Here is a 17,381-nt window from a genome sequence, read left to right as displayed (position 1 = left end):
CGGCGAGGTCATCGGCGAAGACGGTCTTACCGGCTCCGTCGACCCCGTCGACGCCCACCCGCACGCAGTCCTCGTCCCTCACGGGCACGCGAGACGCCACAGCCTCGAGAACGCGCCGTCGAGCGGCTGGGAGGGCTCGCGGAGACACCGGCTCAGCCTCCCAGTCGTGCTGGGGTGCCTCGGTACGTAGTGAGGTCAGCGACCGATCGTCAGGAGCATCCGCTGTTGTCCGCGTCGTCGAGGGGACGAGGTCGGCTCAGCAGTCGACGGCCTCGTCGCTGACGCCGAGGTCCTGCACGGTGATCGTGGAGACGGCCGGGGGGCCGTGCGACACGGGGACGTCGACGTCCTCGACCCAGTGCACGGGTGGGGCGAGGTCCAACCGGATGAGCCGCTGCCCGAGGATCACCTCGACCGCGTCGGTGCCGATCTCCAGCGCAGGTCCGGCCTCTGCGGGTACCGCGGCCGAGACCTCCTCGGCCGTCATCCCCAGCCGGAAAGGGAACTCACCGTAGGTGCCGTCGCCGGCGTCCCCCCACAGCGACGTGGACACCACGACGCCGTCCACTGCCACCACCCGGACGCTCCCGGTGCCCGTTGCCAGGAAGAACGCTTCGCAGCCACCGAGACCGCCTCCCTGCGGCTGTACGCGCGGCAGGTCCTCCAGGACGGTCGCGTCCGACCCGATCGGTGCGGCGGTGAGGCCGTCCAGCCCGAGCACCTGGTCCGTCGCCACGCCCTCCAGCGCCGACGGGGAGAACGCGACCAGCGCCTCCTCTGAGCACGCTCGGGCGCGTGGGTGGCGCACCTCGATGGTGGTGATGCGTCCGCGGGCTTCTTCGGGGACCGCTTCGACGTCGAAGACGACGTCAGAGAAGACGACCTCGACACCATCGGCCGACGCCACAACCACCGTCACCTCGGGGCCCTGCGCCCCGGCAGGTCGCTCGGTCCTGGTCCGCGCCCCGGGGAGCTCGCTCGCAGCCTCGACAGGGGAACCCAACGTCGGCCCCAGCCAGGTGCTCAACCCGGCGGGCGTCACCAGGTTCGTGTTGCGGCGGGAGACCAGCACCGCAGAGACCACGTCGTCGACGAGCCAGGCTCGGGTATCCCACGTCCGACCCTGCACGGAACCCGACTCGAAGGCTGGCATGCACCCGCCCGGCAGGTCCTCAGCCGCGATAGGCTCGCCCCCGCTGCCCAGGATCGGCGACACGAACCCGGTCCCGGGTGAGCCCAGACGCATCCCCTCGATCCCGTCCGCCGCGAGCCGCACTGCACCCGGCTCCGCCCTGTCGTCCACAGACGGCTCCGCCGTCAGCGTCGATGGCGCCTCGGCCCGCAGGTCCTCCTCATCGGCCGCGCTGTCGCCTCGCACGCCCAGCACGCCGACGACCAGCAGCGCCCCCAACGCCACCGGCGCCCAGACTCGAGCCTTCATGCTTCCCCCGGCCAGCTGCTCGACGGTCCGGGAACCGGCCCCAGACATCGTCCCGACCGAACCTACGCGGGCATGTCGCGGCCGCCGACACCCACCCGGCTGTGCCGCCTGACGTCGTTCCGTCCCGTTCACCGATCCTCTGCGGCACGGGGTACGCCGGGGTCCCGGGCTGAAGCGCCCCGAACGGCGCGCGTCCTCAGTTGCGGTCGGCTTTCGGCGCGCATGTGCCCGTCCGCGCCACGCGGGGGCGATCTATCGGCTGTGCGGTCGCTTCGACCCCGTGGTTCTTGGGGCAACCTTTCGGTAGGTCCAGGCGGTGTAGGTGGTGAGGGCCGGAGGTGTCCGTGGATGTGGTCGGGGACTTCCGGCAGTACGTGGTGCAGCGCCAGCGGTCGCTGCTGCGGCTGGCGTGGCTGTTGACCGGTGACTGGGCGACGGCTGAGGACCTGGTGCAGACGGCGTTGGTGGCCGTCTGGCCGCGGTGGCGCCGGCTCGGAGGTGGCGACCAGGCCCATGCCTACGTGCGTCGGGTGCTGGTGACGACGTCTCGGGACTGGCGCGCCCGCCGGTGGACGGGCGAGCAGCCCGTGGACCAGCTGCCCGAGACAACCACCAGCGCGCAGGACGACCCGGACGACCGGCTGGTCCTGGTCGCGGCGCTGCAGGCGCTGCCACCACGGCAGCGCGCGGTGATCGTGCTCCGCTTCTTCGACGACGCCTCCGAGCAGGCGACAGCCGACGCGCTGCGGTGCTCGGTCGGCACCGTCAAGAGCCAGACCTCGAAAGCCCTTACGGCGCTGCGGCGCCATCCCTCGATGGTCGACCTGGCACGGACGGAGAACAGCCATGACTGACGACCTGCGCCGCCGCCTGGACGCCGCGGCACCCGAACCTCCCCGGCTGCTGGACCCGGACCAGGTAGTGCGCGAGGCCAGGACCCGCCACCGCACCCGCTGGTCCGTCGCCACCACCGCCGCTCTGTCCCTCGTGGTGGTCGCTGCGACGGCGATCTTCGGCGGGGGCCTCTCTGACCAGCCGGGGGGCGAAGACGCACCCATCGCTGGGCGGGCAGTCACCTCGCCCTCGCCCCCGGCCATGGTGGGCGAGCCGCCCACGGCGGTGCCATCCGACGCGGCCACGAACCTGCCGCCCGGGCAGGCGCAGCGGGGTGGGCCCCCGCCGCCGGCCGTACCCTGCCCGGCTGACACCACTGAGCCCAGCTTTGCGACCGGTTCCTACTGCGGCCCCCTCCCCGGCCCCGGCGACGGCCAGGGGCCGGACGGCGTCTGCACCGGTGCTGAGACGACTCCCCCGTGCGGGCCCGGGGTCGTGCCGGGGGAGTTCTACGAGTACTCGCTGCGGTACGGCTGCGGCGGCTACATCGTCTTCGACGGCCGGTACTGGGTCTCACAGCTGACCACGCCGCCGGGGCCCTTCGAGCAGCCACCCATGTCGTTCTGGATCGCTTCGAGCGAGTCAGGGCCGCGCGTCCTGGGACCTAGCGGCACCGTCGGATTCGACGAGGTGCCGGACCCCGAGACCATTTTGACCGGCGGCTGCGGCGCCTTCGCCACACCAGCCCCCCCGCCACCCACCGGCGCCGTGGTCGGGACCCTCCAGCTGGTCGGCGGCCCCCCCGGGGTGTCGCCGTTGCCCGTGCCTGGCGAGGTCGCGTGGCCGGCCTCGGACGGTGGACAGTCCGGGACCACCCCGACGGACGCCGACGGCCAGTTCCGGCTAGAGCTGGCACCCGGCCGGTACGGGATCAGCGCCACGAGCCCCGGCTACATGGGCGGCCGGGTCACCTGCCAAGCAGCAGCGACCGTCGTCATCACTGCCGGCAACGAGACGATCGCAGACATCGCCTGCCCGATCCGCTGAGTCACGCCACCGGTCGCTTACTCAAGTCGCGGGCCGACCCCCCGGCTACGGCGCGTGCCCCATCTGATCAACCGCGAGCCACCGTCGCTTTTCCCTCCGCGTGCTCTGCCCTAGTCACGTCCCGGGTCTTGCGTAGGTACGCTCGGCCTCATGGTGGCAGTGGTGGTGATATGCGTCGTCGTGTTCAGCATCGGCGTACTGCTCCTGGTGTTCCGGGAGCGTGTGGCCTCTCTCGGGGGTGACGTCGAGAAGCGTGCGGGTGCGATGGCTATACCCATGAGCCGTGGGCGGCGAACCGGGCACATCGTGGTTGTAGGAGTGGGCTTCATCGCCTTTGCTTCCTACTTGGCCCTTAGGGTGTTTGCGTGACATTGACACTATTTCACGGCTTGAACGCCGGCGGCGGTCGCGGTGGAGGGGCGTTCGAAGGCGCGGACTGGTTCGTCCTCGCTTTAATGGTTTTCATCTTGGCCTACTGGGTCTTCAAGTTCCTGGAAGGTAGGAAACGAGATTGAGCCCAACCGCGATCTTCGGTCTCGCGATAGCCCTAGTCGGCCTGGGTTGTGTTGCCTTCGCCAAGGTGCTTGCCCCCCGCTGGCCATCGCGCCCTGGAGGCGTCCCGACAGTCGTCGCAGTCGGAGTGGGCGTTTTCGCGGTGGGGGTCGGTGCTTTCGCCGTCTACCTCGGCCGTTAGGCGCAAACCCGCCCGCTCAGAACCGGGGGCGAGGTGCAAGCGGCGGTCACCCGCGAGACCACCGCCTAGCGGTGACACCGTGGGGGCCCGCCGGCGTCGTCGTGGCCCTGGGGCCGTCCCGCAGGGGGATCGCTTGCTGGACACCGCGGCGTGAGCCCTGACACCGTCACAGCGTGACTACGCCGCTAGAGGAGCTTCCCAGCATCGGCGCCCCCGCAACGCTCGCACTCACCGACGCCGGTTACACCTCACTCGCTCAGCTGGCCGGCGTCGCACGGTCCGACCTCGCCCGGCTGCACGGGGTAGGGCCCAGGGCTTTGGCCCTCATCGAGGCCGAGCTGGAGCAGCACGACCTTCGGCTCACCTGAAGGCTCCAGGACCGCTGCCCGGACCATCTCCTCGACCTCAGCCCTGGACGGGTCCGCCACAGCAGGGTCTATCAGGGCTGCGACAAGGTTCGCCGGCTCTAGGAGAAGCGCCGCGTCCGACTGCCGGAACCCTTGGCACATCTGTGCGGTGGGATCCGGTTCGTTGACCGCAGACGAGCACGCCGGCAGGAGCAGTAGGACCGCCAGAGCAGTGGCGACACGAACCTTCACATCCCGGCATCGGGAACGTATGCCGATGGCCAGCTGGGGATATTTGCCGGACTACCAGGTGGCCCCGGCGCGGATGCTTGGACGTAGGAGCGACGCCCCACAAGTGCCAGGCGGCACGGACGTCCGTGGGCGGGGACACGCGCCCACGGTGCGACCGGTGGTGTCAGGCGCGGCGAGCGGCCATGGCCTCAACGAGTAGTCGGCGGACCATCTCCGACCGGCCGACACCCTCGGCGGTGGCGAGCCGGTCAACTTCAGTGAGGTCCTCTTGGTCGACGCGTACGGTGACGATGGGTCGGCGGGGCCCTGGTCTCGGCATGTGTATGACGTTAGCTGCGGCCGTCTTCCAAGGCGACGGTGAGCCAGGGCCGCCATGTCGACCGGCACACCTGCACGTGCCACAGTCCATCCGTCCGGCGATCGTCCACCTCTACCGGCGACCACCTCCGAAGTCGCGCCGTGATTTAAGCCGCTCGCCGTCGAAGGTGATCCCAGAATTCAGGCCCGGTCGCTGAAGTTGACCTGCTAGCTCGGGTCAAGCACACCGTCGCACGGACTCCTGATACGGCGCTGCGCTGTCGACCAACGCCTTCAACGCAGGGGCATTTCTGCAGTTTGGTCGCGACAGCGAGGTCGCGCGCCGTACGGCATGCTAGCGCGGTGACCTTGTCGCAGAGTTCCCCGGCCGCAGGTATGTGCGCCGCCGCCTCCGGTCGCCGCCGTGCCCTCACCTGGCTCGTGGTGCTGCTGGCCGTCGTCGTGCCACTTGGCTCGGTCGCCGCGCTTACCCCGCTGGTGATAGCGACAGGAAACGTTTCGCACTGGCCCTGGGAGGAGCACGGCGTGTGGGGCTGGTGGCTGGTCCCGGCCGGGTTATGGCTGGCGGTCGTGCCCGCTGCGATTGGTAGTCGCCCGTTGCGGCTCGACCGGCTGACGGGCCTGCTCTTGGTGCTGGCGGCGGGGACGACGCTGGCGCTGCTCTATAACCCCTAGGCCCGCCACCACCCGGCCGTCTGTGCAGGGCAGCAACCTCAGATCTCGATGGCAAGACCACCGCAGGCGCCGCACTGAAAAAGGCCAACCGTGTAATGCCGCTCAAGCGAGAGCTCGCGGCGGGTCAACCGTCGTGGGCAGCAGAGGTCGGTGGTTGACCACGATGATCGCGGTGGAGACGGCAACCTCTCCCCGCCAGCGACAGGGCACGCGGTATTGGCAGACATTTCGGAGACGGAGATTTTGCAGACCACGCACCCAGGTGTCAGACGCGCGGCGGGTACGACCAGGCCGATGTGAGCCCACTCACCTTGGTGGCTGGACAGCCGTCCGGAACTATTCGGGTCTTCGTGTAGCGCAGTCCCTGCACGTGTGGGACCGCCAGCAGCGCGCCGCGCAGCACCACGGCAATGGGCGACCCGGCGGTCCTGACCGCCTATGCCCTCATCAAGCCTCTCGATGGGACGGGGCAAGGGGTCCGGGCGGTCGTTTCGTGCACGGCGGTGCGGCTGTCTCCGCCCCACGGTGCGGTAATGCAGCGGGCGCGTCAGGTCGACGGCGGAAGAGGTAGACGGCACCGTCGACGTTGTCGGGCAGGATAAGGCGGCTAAGAATGGGGTCGTGCTGCACGTCGAAGCCCCTCTGCGCGGTATAGGCGTCCGGGTTCCCAGCGGCGTAGGCGTGACGGCTGGTCAGCAGGATGTACAGTTGAACACTAGGGGTATTGAACACGTGCTTTTCGAAGCTGTTCCCCGGAGGCGGCCACGAGCACACGACCACCTCGGGTGCATGGGTTCGTAGGGCCTGTCGCGCGTCCAGCCGCTCGACGTCGCCACCGAACTGGATGGCGTGGTCCCAGCTGAAGTCGTCTGTCGCGGTGATGGAGACACCTTCGTCGCGGAGAAACCGTGAGAGCGTGCCGTCCCCGGCGGCGATCTCCAGGCAGGACCGGTCGTTGACGAGCCGGGCGATCGCCCTCACAAGTCGCCGCGAGTAGAAGCAGTAAATGCCCTGCTGCATAACCAGCGGCAGCAGCAGGCGTCGCTGGCTGAGCAGAGGCCACACCGCGCGGAACAGAACCAGCGAGACAGGTTTGCGTCGCAGCCCCCGCTCGAACAACAGCCGCTGCAGGACAAAGCCGTTGACGCGGCCGAAGCGGATCGGTCCCTGGCTCATACCGGCACCGTGGGCCACGCATGCCTGACGGACGAGCTCGAGGGTCATGTAGCGGCGCACGGCGGCCGCGGCCCGAACTCGGTCTGGCTCTATGCGGTCCTGAGGCGAACGCTCCCTGCCCGTGGCGGTGGTGAGATAGTTCTTGAGGGCGTCCCGCCCGCCGTCAGCCAGCAGTCGCGCGAGGTGGCGCTGAGACTGCGCCCACTCACTGGGGTAGTCGCGGCTGAGCCGCTCCAGCGAAGGCTTTGACCTCAGCAGCTCGGCGACGTCACGGCTGCGAAGTGGAGTGCCAGGCCAAAGGCCCGACGTGTCCGTTAGGGGGCTCACGTGTACGGCTATCGGCACCCGCGGTCGATGGTTGAGATGGCCGCCGAGATCGACCCGGGGGTTCCCGCGGGGTTGCCGTCGTCTGGAGGGGAGGGGCGGGCGGCGCGGGGACGCCCGGTCCACATGCGGGGGGGGGCCGCTTGGCCGCGTCCTCGTAGGCCCGGCAGGTGACGGGCCGACGGGTGGCGGGTTCTCCGTGTCTGTGTGCCGTCCTCTACTGCCTGGGTTGCTGGGAAGGTCCACCAGATCCCGCGGATTGCAGTCGCCGGGGCCGTCGTGGCCGGCCTGGCAGTCACTGCCGATTGATCGTGCCTGCTGGCGCGGCGTGTGCATCGGTGGGTGGTCAAGCCTCAAGCTGGAGGTGTCGGCTTGGGTCGTCGGACTGCTGCTGTAGCGAAGCCACAAGCAGCGAGGCTTCGGAGACGATGGCGACATCGGCGAGATAGCCGACGCCGTCTAGGACGGGCCCCGCAGGAGAAAGCCGCCTGTCCCGGGGCTGGGTGATCCTGCACCCCGGTCTGCCCAATTACCGGGACCCTGCGGGGAGCGCCAAGGCGTCAGGATGCAGAGAGCCCCTCCAACCCCTCCGGCCCCGGCAGCTCGACCTGGAGCTGAAACGTGGTCTAGGGCTGGCCTGCTGGGTGCCGCCCTGCCATCAACGGTCCGATGACCGCAAGGTCGTCAGCGCACGCCGACGCCACGTCCTGCGCTGTCCTCGTCGTTGTGCTTCGGTACGGCAGTCCGCACCGCAATACCGCCGCTGCCGGTAGTCCTTACCGGGCTCGGCCACGGAACAGAACCACGTGCCGCAGATCCCGCACTCCGCTCCATCTCGAACGAGTCTGTGGGCCGAGGACCTGGCGAGCAGTCGCTCCCTCGCCAGCTCGGGGTCTTGCCGTTCCCTTGCGTGCGAACGCCGCATGGCTTCCAGCGCGGCACCACGCACTGTCTTCAGATGCTCGACGCGCCGCTGACGCTGCCCCTCGTCGTACCGCGCCTCCCTCGTGGCAGCGGCAGCGGCAGCGACTGCTGGTACATGCAGCCACTCGGTGGTGCGCTGCTCGACGGCCAGTTCGCGATGGCGGTCGCTTAGCCTCGGCGAGCACAGCGGTGCCCCAGCGGGTAAGCCGGCCAGCTGGCGTAGCTCGACAGCCCGGATCCCGTGCACGAGCACCGTGTGGTTGGCCAAGGACCGGAGGTTCTCCCGGCCGCACCAGGCGCAGATCTGCGCGGCGATGAGCTCCCTCAGGAGGGCGGCGTCAGGGGTGTTCACTCGGAGCCTCGACCTCGTCGTGCACGGTGCGCCACCTTAACGAGGTTCCTCAGGGGCGATTGGGACGCCTGGACGCGCCACCTTGCAACGCCGCCCTCGGCTGGTTCTGGGCCGACCCGGTCTCCGGGCTGGTTATCGCCGCCGTGGCGGTGCAGGAGGGCCTCAAGGCCTGGCGCGCTGACGTGCTGGGCGCCGTCGCGCGGGTGCGGGCCGACCAACCGCTGCTGCGGACCGCTCCCGACCCCGGGCGTCGTGACAGGCGAGGCCGATGCCAACGACCAAGCCGGCTGCTCCGACAGCTGGTCATCCGGATGCACGTCCGGGTGCTGCGTGGCCCCCGCCGCCTCAGACGACACGACAACCACCAGGAGTGGCTGGCACCGGGGCTGACCGGGGGCGGAGGTACGTGGCGGGCACGCCCATAGCCACGGCTGCCCTCGGTGGCGGGTGGTCCGCCCGGCACCGGCGCCGGCTGCTCCTGGTGCTGTGCATCACCCGGTCCGTGGTGGGCGTGCATGTCGTCGAGGGGGGGGCTGCTGTCGGGGCGTTGGCCCTGTCCGCGGACGCCGGGCACATGCTCCCCGACGCCGCCGGGGGCGGCATTGGCCCTGCTGGTCAGCCACATCGCCATGCGCCCGGCGACGGACTCCCGCAGCTATGGCTGGCAGCGCCGGGGCTCTTGCACGTCGCGGGTGCTCGGGCGGGCGGCTCAGGTTGGTTTGTTCAGCGCCCGAGGTCGGTGGCACGAGCGGTGATGCGTGAGGGGGCGGTGGGTCGTTCGGTGGTGTTCGGGAAGGCCGGTGGATGAAGGGCGTGGCGGGGTGGGAGGCCTTGGCGTGCGGTGGCGACGGCGATGACCGCGTCAGCGTCGGGGAACGGGTTGGGGCCGGCGGCGTGGGAGAGCGTGTGGGCGGTGCCGCGGGCCTGGACGAGCCGTCCGACCAGGTCGGGTTGGGAGTCAGGGGTCGCGGGGTGTTTCATCCAATGGGTGCTGGTGCGTGGGCGGTCGTCAGGGACGAGCCAGGCGCCGGTGGCGAGCTGGGCCCGGGCGGTGCGGTGCAGGGCCTCGAGGATGTCGGGCTGGCTGCGGGCGAGGGCCGCCGCGACCCGGGACGCGTCGGGGTCCGTGGGGTGGATGCCGCGCAGGTAGGCCAGGAGGGCTTGGGACTGTTGCAGGGGTCGTTGGTCGCTGCGGGGTTCAAGGGTGGCCAGGGCCCGGGGTTTCACGGCGGCCAGGACGGTGGCGTGGGCGTGGGCGGCGGCGGCGAGGGCGGGGTCGCTGGTGAGGCGGGCCGCGTGCTGGCTGAGCTTGGCCTGGGCCAGGGCGAGGAGGGTGAGGTCGGCGGGGCTGATGGTGCGGGCCTTGTCGAGGAGCTCGGCTGTGGCGGTCTGTGCGGCGGGGACGTGCGCGGGGTACCGGGGTGCGTGAGCGGTGGTGACGGGGTGGCGGAGGGGGCCGACGTCGGGCAGGGGTCCCAGGGCGGCGAGGAGGCGGGTGCGTTCCCCGGCGGCTCGCAGGCCGGCGGTGGCGGCGTGGCCGTAGCGGTCGGACAGCACGCCGGGGGAGGTGTCGAGGAGCTGCTGGCCGGTCCGGGTGAGGCGGGTGGCGGTGCGGGCGATGTCGTGGTCGAGCAGGGCAAGGCTTTCGGCGAGGGCGCCGACGTCGGCCATGACGGACCAGGCCTGGTCGTGGCGGGGTCGTGAGGTGGGTTCGGCGTCGCGCCAGGCGTGCTCGGCGAGGGTCGAGGCGCGGGCGAGGTCGTGCCAGAGCCGGGCGGGCCCGGGTGGGGGGTTGGTGGTGAGGACGTCGGACAGGGCGGCGCCGGGGGTGGCGGGGTGGCGGTCCAGGGCGTGGCCGAGGGCGGTGACGGGGTCGGCCTCGAGCAGCTGCAGCGGTGCGGGTGCGCCGTGCGGGCGGGCCTGGGTGGCGGTGCGGGGTCCGCGGTCGGTGAGGTCGTGGTGGACGGTGGTGAGCAGGCGCACGGTGGCGGCGTGGGCGACGACGGCCAGGGGCAGCGTGTCGGGGGTGACCGGGGTCGGGTCGTGGAGCAGCCCGCTGATCCGGTGGCCCACGGTGTGCCAGGCATGGGTGAAGGTGTCGCCCCGCCCGTGACGACCGGACCCGCTCCCGTTGCCGGCGCTCCCGATGCCGGCGCTCCCGTTGCCGGCGCTGCTGGTGCTGCTGCTGGTGGTGGGTGGTGTGCTCATGAGGTGGCCGGGGTCTGCTGGTCCAGGGTGCGGCGAAGGCGTCGCGCGGCCAGGGCGTAGCCGACGACGACTGCCGGGGTGAGGTCGACGCCGTGCTCGCGGGTGAGCTGCTGTAGGGCAGCCACGGCCTCGGCGACGCCGTCGGTCCAGTGGCCCCCGGCACCCCCGCCACCCCCGGCACCCCCGGCACCCCCGGCACCCCCGGCACCCCCGGCACCCGCGGCACCCGCGGCACCTGCGGCGCGTGTGGCGTCTGTTGTGTCGGCGTGTGTGGTGTCGGGGTGGGGGGTGGTCGGGGGGAAGGGCGGTCGGACGTCGAGCAGGTTGGTGAAAACCTCGGTGATGTCGAGGCGGGCGTCCAGGGGGAGGTCGTCTCGTAGCAGCAGCCCGGCGAGCAGGTCCAGGGCGCGTGCCAGCGGGGGCAGGGGCGTCTGCGTCGGGATCGGTACCGGGATCGGTGCCGGAGTCGGTGTCGGGGTGGTCATGTCGTGTCTCCTCGGTGTCGGTCGCGGCTGCCGGTCGCGGACTCGGGTTGTGGTGCGTGGTCGGTCCCTCATGGCTGGTCGGCTGGTCGTGCGGTCTTCCCCGCCTCATCGGAGTGAGGGCCGGGGGTGTGGGGGCGGAGCCCCTGCGCTGTTCGGTTGTCCCGGCGCCCTCCGGGGCGCCGGTGTCTGCCCTGGAGGGGGCGCGGCGTGGTGGTGACGCTCGGGGGGGTGCTGGGGGTCTCACCGTCGTTCGGGCGAGGCGCAGCCTGACCGCGGGCAGGGGTGGCCGGAGGAGGCGGGCCCCGATGATGCTTCCGGCGCGTTCTTGGCCGGAAGGATCACCTCGGGTGCCTCCGCAGAGCGCAGCGATGCCGCCCCTGGCCGTGGTGACCTCCGGTCGACCGGGCGACGGTGAGACCTCCAGCCCTCGGTGAGCAGACGGGCCGTGCGCCCGGGACGGTCACCCGGTCGGGGAGTCCGCCGCGGACGACCCCGGTCCGGTTGAGGACGCCGCAGCTGCGCTGCGCCCTGCCGGTCCCGTGTCCTGTCCTGCGTCCGGTCCCGGCTCCTGCTCTGCGCTTGGTCCTCTGCTCTGTCCGGTGCTCTGTCCGGTGCTGTGCCCTGCGGCGGGTGTGCGGTGCTGGGTGCCGCGGGGCCGGCCCGGGGCCCGGCTGGTGGGGGCGTCGAGTCCGACGCGCTTGAGCTCGTCGGTGGTCCAGCCGGCGCGCAGCGCGGCGGTGTAGGCGGCCGCGTCGTGGCGCTCGGCGGCGGCGAGGCCGGCGCGGGCGTCCTCACGGGCTTGACGGGCTGCGGCGAGGCCGCGGACGGCGGTGATCTTGTCGTCGAGCAGTGCGCGCGCGGCGACCTCAATGCGGTCGGTGTCAAGCCGGGCCGAGGTCGTGGGCGGGGTCGTGGGCGGGGTGGTGTTACCCGACGTGGTGGTCATACCTGTCGACGGTAGGAGCGCGCACCCGTCGTACCAGGTCGACGGGTGCAGGCTGTGGACAACCAGACCCGACCGGCGGGCTGTGGACAGCCGCCTAAGGACGGAGAAGCGGAGCAAGTTATAGGTTTAGCACGGCTAAACCGACGTGCGGCCTCGACCTGGGGTCGGTGCCGCGGCACACTCGTGTGGTCCCCGCCGTGGGGCGGGGTCGCTGCGCTGGGCCGGGGAGGGGTGGAGCGATGAGCGAGCCGGGGTCCGCAGGGCCGGCGGGGCCGGCTGGTCGGTTGTTCGCTCGTCGTCGTCGGGCGAACGTGGTCGGGGGCCGGCAGCACCGGCATGAGGTGAAGGTGACGCCGGAGGAGGAGGCGTTGTTGCTGCAGCTGGCGCTGGCGCAGGGGGTGACGGTGCCGCGGCTGCTGGTGGAGGCGACGCTGTCGAGCGCGGTGGGGGAGACGCCCACGGAGCGGCGCAACGCGATGGTCGAGCTGTTCGGGATCCACCGTCTGCTGGCCGCGGTGTCGAACAACGTGAACCAGATCGCCAAGGCCACGAACGCCACGGGCGAGGTCCACGAGGACCTGGTCCAGACGCTGCGAGCGGTGCGGCGCACCGCGGAGCGCGTCGACACCGCGATCGACGGCCTCAGCCCACGGTGACGACCCAGGGGTGCGCGGCGGTGGCGCGGTGATCCCGAAGGTGTCGCGGGGGGACCGGATGGCGGGTCTGATCGGGTACCTGGTCGGGCCCGGGAGGTCGAACGAGCACACCGAGCCGCACCTGGTGGCCGGGGACCCGGCGCTGATGGCGTGGCACGACGACGCCGAGCTCGCTGCCGACGCGGCGGCCGGGATCGCGCGTCACCTGGACCGGCCCCGCACCGCCTACGACGTCACGGTGCCCGGGGGGCACGTGTGGCACTGCTCGCTGTCGCTGCGCGCGGAGGAGGGCCTGCTCACCGACGAGCGGTGGGCCGCGATCGCCGCGGACTTCGTCGCGGAGATGGGCTTCGACGACCGTGGCGACCTGGACTGGGTGAAGGCGCCGTGCCGGTGGGTGGCGGTGCGGCACGGGGTGTCCGGCAACGGCAACGACCACATCCACATCGCGGTGAACCTGGTCCGGGAGGACGGCACCAAGGCCTCGGTGCACCACGACTTCCGTCGCGCGCAGACCGCCGCCCGCGGCCTGGAGGTCAGGTACGGCCTGGAGCAGCTGGAGTCGGCCACCGCAGGCCGGGCAGGGCGCGCGTTCACCCGGGCCGAGCAGTCCCGGGTGGAGGCCGACGCCGACCGTGCGGCCCGCCGCAGGCACGCGGACACCGCGCAGCGCTCGAGCGCCGCTGACGGTGTCGGTGCTGACGGTGTCGGTGCTGACGGTGCCGGTGCTGACGGTGCCGGTGGTGCGGTGCCGGTGTGGGAGGAGCTGCCGGTGGCGGAGCGGCGTGCCCGGGTGACGGCGGAGGTGCGGTTGCAGGCCCCGCGCAACGCCCTGGCGCGCACGGTGCGGGGGTGCGCCACGGCCAGCCTAGACGAGGCGGAGTTCGTGCGCCGGCTGCGCCGGGCAGGGGTCCTGGTGCGAGCCCGGTTCGCCGACGGTCGCAGCGACGTCGTCACCGGCTACTCCGTGGCCGCCCGGCCCCCGGGCGGGGAGCGTCCGATCTGGTACGGCGGGGGACACCTGGGCCGGGACCTGACCCTGCCGCGGCTGCGCGGGGAGTGGCCCGACACCCCTACCGGCGCCGGCGTTGCAGCGGCGGAGTGGACGGCCGCGGGGCGTGGGCGGCGGGTGGTGGCGCCGGGGCGGGAGAGTCTCGAGCCGGCGCCGGAGCTGTGGCAGCGGTACTCCCGTGAGGTCGCCGAGCTGCGCAAGCAGCTGCGCGCGGTCCCGGCGGAGGACCGGGAGACCTGGGCGCGGGTGGCCCGGCACACCGCTGGCGCGTTCGCGGCCTGGTCCAGCGTGGTGGAGCCGGAGCCGGGTGACCTCGCCGCCGCGGCGGACGCGCTGGCCAGGTCCGCGCAGACGTACCGGCGGCCGGTGCAGCCGCAGAAGGCTGGCCTGGTCGCGGTCGCCGGCACGGCGATGCTGCTGGCCTCTGCCGCGCGGGGCGGGCAGGGGACCGCGGCGCAGGCCATCATGCTGCGCCAGCTCGTCCGCCTCGCCGAGGCCGTGCACGACGCCGCACGCGCCTCCGGCGAAGCTCGCCGTGCCGGTGAGATCGCCGCAGCGGAGCGCGCGCACATGCGCGCGGTCGCCAGCCGGCTCCCACACCCCCAGCTGGTCAGCACGGCAGCGGTCTCGCCGGCCGCGGCCACGGCCGCGACGGGTGTGGGACGGGCGGGGACGACCGGGCAGGCGCCAGACGTCGAGGTGCAGGAGGCGGCGGCCGTGGCGCAGGCCCGGACGGGTCAGCGACCGGCCAGCGGGGCTACAGCAAGCAGGGCACCGAGAGGTTCGAGGGCGCCGGGGTCACCTGTGCCGGACCGGCTCGGGCCGGCGCGGCCGCGTGAGAGCGCACGACCGGGCGCGGACCGCGCACCGGAACGATGAGCAGGGGAGGGGCAGGGGTATGTCGGTGGAGACGGACGGTGTGGAAGAGGCGTTCGAGGGACAGCTGCGGGTGCTGCTGACCGCAGCCGGGCAGGTCGGGGAACGACTCGCGCGGGTCCGGGAGGACACGCTGCGCCGCGCGCAGGCCGACAGCGAGCGTGACACCCGCGAGCTGCGCTTACGGGTCCAGGCCGAACAGCAGGCAGCCCGCGCCCAGCTGAGCGGCGTCTACCGGCCAGGCTGGTGGGAGCAGGCCGGCCACGAGCAGATCGCGTCCACGTACCAGCTCGCCCGGGCATGGGCCCACGACGACCCCGAGGCCGTCCGCGCCGAGCAGCACATCCGCCAGGAGGTCCGCGCCAGGTACGGCATCGACCTCGACGCAGTCGGGGTCGATCCCGTGGTTGAGCGCGAGGCCGTGCAGCGCCTCCGCGAGCCGGCGCCCGCTGCGCGAAGTGCGTCGCAGATGGTGGAGCAGAGCGAGACCGCGCTGCTCATGGCGCAGGCGGGGGCGCTTGAACGTGCCGCGGGGCGGGGACGCGCCGACGGTCGGGTCGCCAGCGGCAGTCAGGCAGTCGGGTTTGACTCCCCGACGCGGCGGCACGCGACCGCGGCGGCTCTGGTGGAGGTTGCCGACATCGACCCGGAGACGGTGGCGAAGAGGATGCGGGCTGACGTGAGCCAGGCCGAGCCCGCGTCGGCGGCGACCGCTGCCGCCGTACAGCCGGCGCCGAGGGCCCGACGGACGCGCGACGTGTCCCCGGACACGCAACGGAGCGCCCCCGCCCGTTGACGTCCTGCAGGCAGTGCTGGGTGCTGACGTCGCCGCAGTCGACCCGTTTAGCTGTAGCGAGGCGCCGAACGGCCTGCTTCCTAGGCGGTTCGGCCGTGTGCCGCCGCGCCGGAGCCTGTACCTGCTACGACCGTGCCAGGAGGCCTGTGTCGCCGCCGACTGGCGGCAGTCCCAGCGCCAGCCTGCTCACCGGGGGCGAGTCCCTGTCGCGGGCACCCCGCCCCTCAGCCCTAGAGGCGGGTGCGCCTGGGGTTGGCCAGCGAGGTGTCGGGCGCGTCCAGCTTGGCGGTGAGGCTGGCGGCGGTGGGCAGCGTGAGAACGGAGTCATCGGGGTTCATGGGGGCCTCCGCGGGTCGTACGTCATGACGACGATAGGTCGTCCACGACCATGATGACTCGGAGGCCACTTCACGAAACGTCGTCTGCGTCACATGGCGGAGGACCCAGCAGCGTCGCTGCAGCAGCCCTATCTGAGGGGAGGAGGCTGTGGACGCCGGCTGTCGAGGTCGACGACTTGCCCGGCCGCCGTAGCGGCCGCCCGGGCGGCGAGCTCCGCGGTGAGGACGGCCGCGAGGTCGTCCGGGGCGTAGGCCAGCGCGGCCCCGGCCCCGATGCGCATCCGGTCCGCGACGAGCGAGACCCTCACGTTAAGGGCGGCGTCTACCGCCGCCTGGCTCACCTGCAGCCCTCGGGCCTGGCAGAGCCGGTCGACCTGACCAGCGAGCTCACCGAAGCGCGCGGTGCGTCGCGTCAACCCCACAAGCCCACGATATGCCTGCTGTCAGCCCGCGCGCGCAGGCGTTCCCCGCACTGACCGTCGACCGCCGCGCCACATCCCGACGCCGTTGAGGAACGGCATGTCGGGGCTCGTGCGTCTCAGCTGGCGTGCCGACCGGGGTTCAGGGGTGGCTTCCGCCGGTCGCGTCGGCGGCGTACCGTCCATCGGTCGGTCCCGCCGTCGCCGATCCCCCTCGGCACCCCAGCGGCGGGACCGACGCCGCACACGGGTTCAGCTTCGAGGCTCAGGCGTAGACCACGACATGGTGCGGGCTGCCAGGACGGTGCAGGGGGACGGCGCAAACGCCTCCCACCAGCACATGCGACATAATAATCATTATCGGCTATGCCGACAGTCCTGAGGCTCAGTGCGAGCCTTGAGCGCCTCGTGCAAGAAAGCGCGAGCGGCGTGAGGCCGTGTCCGTCCGGCCCCACGCCTAAGGAAAACCGTAAGGCCGCTAGAAGGGCGTCACCAGCCCCAGTCACGTTCGTGGACGTCAGGCGGGCGGTCGAATGCCCGGTCCGGTGATGCCCGAGCGTCGTCGCTTTGGCACTGCCCGGTTGGCGGCCGGGCGGGGTGCGGGCGGGGGTGCGGGCGCGGTGTGGCGCTGCTGCGTGACGGGGTGCCCCAGACACGCTCTAGCTGGTCGGGCTCACGGACTGTCTCGGTTGATCCTGCACCTGGCACCGGGGTACGGGATGTCGTGGGGACGCTCGGCGAGGCAGCCTGGGGTGGCCCTGAGAAAGGCCCGTCTACCCCTTACGCCACGGCCTGAAGAGAAACGGACGGGGACCAGGTGCAGGCGACGTGGGCAACGGCGTCGAAGTTGACCTTGGAGGAGTGGAGATCGGGGTTGTCGATGTCGTCGCACTCCTAGTGGTAGCAAGGGTCGACGGACTCGTCGGTGACGCTGCCCCACATGGCCTGCTGCGCCTCGGTCTCGACGACCTCGGTGCCGATTAGGAGGCCGCCCGAGGGGATGCCGCTCTCGATGCATGCCGGACGCACTTGCTCACCCGTGGCCGTCCTCTGTCCGACATAAGGGTGCGACCGGGCGCCGCGAGCAACGAAGGTAGAGTCCCGGGTGCACCGCGGCCACCCCCCTGCCGTGTGCCGCTGCTGCACCTGCCCCCCTCGAGGGCGCGCACCGAGCCCGGTCCGTGATGCGACCGGACCACACCCGCTGGAGTCTGCCGTGAGCACCCGCCCCACCGTCCGTCGTCGCCCCACCGCCCGTCGT

Annotated in this window: 17 protein-coding genes; 9 read left to right on the top strand and 8 right to left on the bottom strand. The window is 72.1% G+C overall.

What is annotated here, in order from left to right; genetic code table 11:
* Positions 1–256: 256 nt before the first annotated feature.
* A complete protein-coding gene (locus WCS02_RS08345) occupies positions 257–1,084 on the bottom strand; it encodes a hypothetical protein (RefSeq protein ID WP_340291925.1) in 828 nt (275 codons plus the stop codon).
* Between the two features lie 701 nt (positions 1,085–1,785).
* Between WCS02_RS08345 and WCS02_RS08340 the strand changes: the two genes are divergently transcribed.
* The 4 genes from WCS02_RS08340 to WCS02_RS08325 all read left to right on the top strand — a co-directional run bounded on the left by WCS02_RS08340 (position 1,786) and on the right by WCS02_RS08325 (position 4,384).
* Positions 1,786–2,295, top strand: a complete 510-nt coding sequence (locus WCS02_RS08340; RefSeq protein ID WP_340291922.1) for a SigE family RNA polymerase sigma factor — start codon at positions 1,786–1,788, stop codon at positions 2,293–2,295.
* 475 nt (positions 2,296–2,770) lie between these two features.
* Positions 2,771–3,322 (top strand): carboxypeptidase-like regulatory domain-containing protein, encoded by a 552-nt coding sequence (locus WCS02_RS08335; RefSeq protein ID WP_340291920.1) that lies wholly within the window; start codon positions 2,771–2,773, stop codon positions 3,320–3,322.
* 150 nt (positions 3,323–3,472) lie between these two features.
* Positions 3,473–3,691 (top strand): hypothetical protein, encoded by a 219-nt coding sequence (locus WCS02_RS08330; RefSeq protein ID WP_340291918.1) that lies wholly within the window; start codon positions 3,473–3,475, stop codon positions 3,689–3,691.
* Positions 3,692–4,189: 498 nt separating this feature from the next.
* On the top strand, positions 4,190–4,384 hold the full coding sequence (locus WCS02_RS08325) for a helix-hairpin-helix domain-containing protein (protein WP_340291917.1): 195 nt from the start codon (positions 4,190–4,192) through the stop codon (positions 4,382–4,384).
* Between the two features lie 394 nt (positions 4,385–4,778).
* On the opposite strand, the gene WCS02_RS21175 is transcribed toward WCS02_RS08325, so the two are convergent.
* Entirely contained in the window at positions 4,779–4,934 is a 156-nt protein-coding gene (locus WCS02_RS21175; protein WP_376984322.1) for a ribbon-helix-helix domain-containing protein, read from the bottom strand.
* Between the two features lie 341 nt (positions 4,935–5,275).
* On the opposite strand from WCS02_RS21175, the gene WCS02_RS08320 reads away from it, so the two are divergent.
* Entirely contained in the window at positions 5,276–5,608 is a 333-nt protein-coding gene (locus WCS02_RS08320) for a hypothetical protein (protein ID WP_340291915.1), read from the top strand.
* A 447-nt stretch (positions 5,609–6,055) separates the two neighbouring features.
* On the opposite strand, the gene WCS02_RS08315 is transcribed toward WCS02_RS08320, so the two are convergent.
* The gene (locus WCS02_RS08315) at positions 6,056–7,111 is read right to left on the bottom strand and encodes a class I SAM-dependent methyltransferase (RefSeq protein ID WP_340291913.1); all 1,056 of its coding nucleotides are present in this window, start codon (positions 7,109–7,111) and stop codon (positions 6,056–6,058) included.
* A gap of 907 nt (positions 7,112–8,018) precedes the next feature.
* Between WCS02_RS08315 and WCS02_RS08310 the strand changes: the two genes are divergently transcribed.
* A complete protein-coding gene (locus WCS02_RS08310) occupies positions 8,019–8,204 on the top strand; it encodes a hypothetical protein (RefSeq protein ID WP_340291911.1) in 186 nt (61 codons plus the stop codon).
* A gap of 903 nt (positions 8,205–9,107) precedes the next feature.
* Here the strand turns inward: WCS02_RS08310 and WCS02_RS08300 are convergent.
* The 3 genes from WCS02_RS08300 to WCS02_RS08290 all read right to left on the bottom strand — a co-directional run bounded on the left by WCS02_RS08300 (position 9,108) and on the right by WCS02_RS08290 (position 12,023).
* Positions 9,108–10,592, bottom strand: a complete 1,485-nt coding sequence (locus WCS02_RS08300; RefSeq protein ID WP_340291908.1) for a hypothetical protein — start codon at positions 10,590–10,592, stop codon at positions 9,108–9,110.
* Positions 10,589–11,077 (bottom strand): hypothetical protein, encoded by a 489-nt coding sequence (locus WCS02_RS08295; protein ID WP_340291906.1) that lies wholly within the window; start codon positions 11,075–11,077, stop codon positions 10,589–10,591. Before WCS02_RS08295 ends, WCS02_RS08300 begins: the two co-directional genes overlap by 4 nt.
* Positions 11,078–11,537: 460 nt before the next feature.
* The gene (locus tag WCS02_RS08290; protein WP_340291904.1) at positions 11,538–12,023 is read right to left on the bottom strand and encodes a hypothetical protein; all 486 of its coding nucleotides are present in this window, start codon (positions 12,021–12,023) and stop codon (positions 11,538–11,540) included.
* Positions 12,024–12,370: 347 nt separating this feature from the next.
* On the opposite strand from WCS02_RS08290, the gene WCS02_RS08285 reads away from it, so the two are divergent.
* The 3 genes from WCS02_RS08285 to WCS02_RS08275 are packed head-to-tail and all read left to right on the top strand — an operon-like array spanning position 12,371 to position 15,363.
* A complete protein-coding gene (locus WCS02_RS08285) occupies positions 12,371–12,679 on the top strand; it encodes a MobC family plasmid mobilization relaxosome protein (protein WP_340291902.1) in 309 nt (102 codons plus the stop codon).
* Positions 12,680–12,707: 28 nt separating this feature from the next.
* A complete protein-coding gene (locus WCS02_RS08280) occupies positions 12,708–14,570 on the top strand; it encodes a relaxase/mobilization nuclease domain-containing protein (protein WP_340291899.1) in 1,863 nt (620 codons plus the stop codon).
* 19 nt (positions 14,571–14,589) lie between these two features.
* Positions 14,590–15,363: a hypothetical protein gene (locus tag WCS02_RS08275; RefSeq protein ID WP_340291897.1), complete on the top strand. Its 774-nt coding sequence runs from the start codon at positions 14,590–14,592 to the stop codon at positions 15,361–15,363.
* Positions 15,364–15,829: 466 nt separating this feature from the next.
* On the opposite strand, the gene WCS02_RS08270 is transcribed toward WCS02_RS08275, so the two are convergent.
* Complete coding sequence (locus WCS02_RS08270) at positions 15,830–16,123, bottom strand: hypothetical protein (protein ID WP_340291895.1); 294 nt, start codon at positions 16,121–16,123, stop codon at positions 15,830–15,832.
* Between the two features lie 891 nt (positions 16,124–17,014).
* On the bottom strand, positions 17,015–17,149 hold the full coding sequence (locus WCS02_RS08265; protein WP_340291892.1) for a hypothetical protein: 135 nt from the start codon (positions 17,147–17,149) through the stop codon (positions 17,015–17,017).
* Positions 17,150–17,381: the final 232 nt, after the last annotated feature.

Source organism: Aquipuribacter hungaricus (assembly GCF_037860755.1).
Lineage (GTDB): Bacteria > Actinomycetota > Actinomycetes > Actinomycetales > JBBAYJ01 > Aquipuribacter > Aquipuribacter hungaricus.
The sequence above is the reverse complement of the archived record's forward strand: the minus strand, read 5'-3'. Positions and strand labels throughout refer to the sequence as shown.

What these genes read in the sequence shown, in the direction of transcription:
- WCS02_RS08290 (WP_340291904.1), bottom strand. Translation starts at nt 12,023, where the DNA reads ATGACCACCACGTCGGGTAACACCACCCCGCCCACGACCCCGCCCACG.
- WCS02_RS21175 (WP_376984322.1), bottom strand. Translation starts at nt 4,934, where the DNA reads ATGCCGAGACCAGGGCCCCGCCGACCCATCGTCACCGTACGCGTCGAC.
- WCS02_RS08275 (WP_340291897.1), top strand. Translation starts at nt 14,590, where the DNA reads ATGTCGGTGGAGACGGACGGTGTGGAAGAGGCGTTCGAGGGACAGCTG.
- WCS02_RS08295 (WP_340291906.1), bottom strand. Translation starts at nt 11,077, where the DNA reads ATGACCACCCCGACACCGACTCCGGCACCGATCCCGGTACCGATCCCG.
- WCS02_RS08300 (WP_340291908.1), bottom strand. Translation starts at nt 10,592, where the DNA reads ATGAGCACACCACCCACCACCAGCAGCAGCACCAGCAGCGCCGGCAAC.
- WCS02_RS08330 (WP_340291918.1), top strand. Translation starts at nt 3,473, where the DNA reads ATGGTGGCAGTGGTGGTGATATGCGTCGTCGTGTTCAGCATCGGCGTA.